This window comes from Cellulosimicrobium sp. 22598 (assembly GCF_052044445.1).
GTDB classification, from domain to species: domain Bacteria; phylum Actinomycetota; class Actinomycetes; order Actinomycetales; family Cellulomonadaceae; genus Cellulosimicrobium; species Cellulosimicrobium cellulans_G.
The window spans coordinates 1-729 of record NZ_JBQEMZ010000048.1; the positions used below are offsets into that span (position 1 = coordinate 1).

Below are 729 nucleotides of genomic sequence, written 5' to 3' on the forward strand. Positions count from 1 at the left end.
CCCCACATGATGCAGTAGGTGGCGTTCCACCAGTCGGCGGACTCCGGGACGTCGGTCTGGTCGCCGAACACCTGCGGGGACGCGACCGGGAGGTCGGCGTACCAGTCGTAGAACGAGAGCATGGTGCCGCCGAGCATCTGGACGAACCGGGCTCCGACGCCGTGGGACACCATGGACATGGCGGGGATGGGGGAGAACCCGGCGACGCGGTCGGGGCCGTAGGTCTTGATGGTGTGGACGTGGGCGGCGGCGACGATCTCGGCGGCCTCGTCCCAGGTGGCGCGCACGAGCCCGCCCTTGCCGCGCGCGGACTTGTACCGCCGTGCGGTCTGGGGGTCGGTGGTGAGGCGTTCCCAGGCCAGGACGGGGTCGCCGGTGGCGGCGCGCGCGGCGCGGTAGGCGTCCAAGAGGGTGCCGCGGACGTAGGGGTAGCGCACGCGGGTGGGGGAGTAGGTGTACCAGGAGAACGCGGCGCCGCGGGGGCAGCCGCGGGGTTCGTACTCGGGGGAGTCGGGGCCGACGGAGGGGTAGTCGGTCTGCTGGGTCTCCCAGGTGATGATGCCGTCCTTGACGTAGACCTTCCAGGAGCAGGACCCGGTGCAGTTCACGCCGTGGGTGGAGCGCACGACCTTGTCGTGGGACCAGCGGTCGCGGTAGAACACGTCGCCCTGGCGCCCGCCGGTCAGGAACACCTGCCGCAGGTCGTCGGACACCTGCCCGCGCCGCAGG

General features: G+C 71.7%; 1 protein-coding gene. It reads right to left on the reverse strand.

Annotation, left to right across the window (positions count from 1 at the left end; translation table 11 throughout):
* Positions 1-728, reverse strand: a 728-nt coding sequence (locus ACTJIY_RS20820) for a molybdopterin-dependent oxidoreductase (protein WP_440675402.1), incomplete at its 3' end; no start/stop codon positions are given.
* Position 729: the final 1 nt, after the last annotated feature.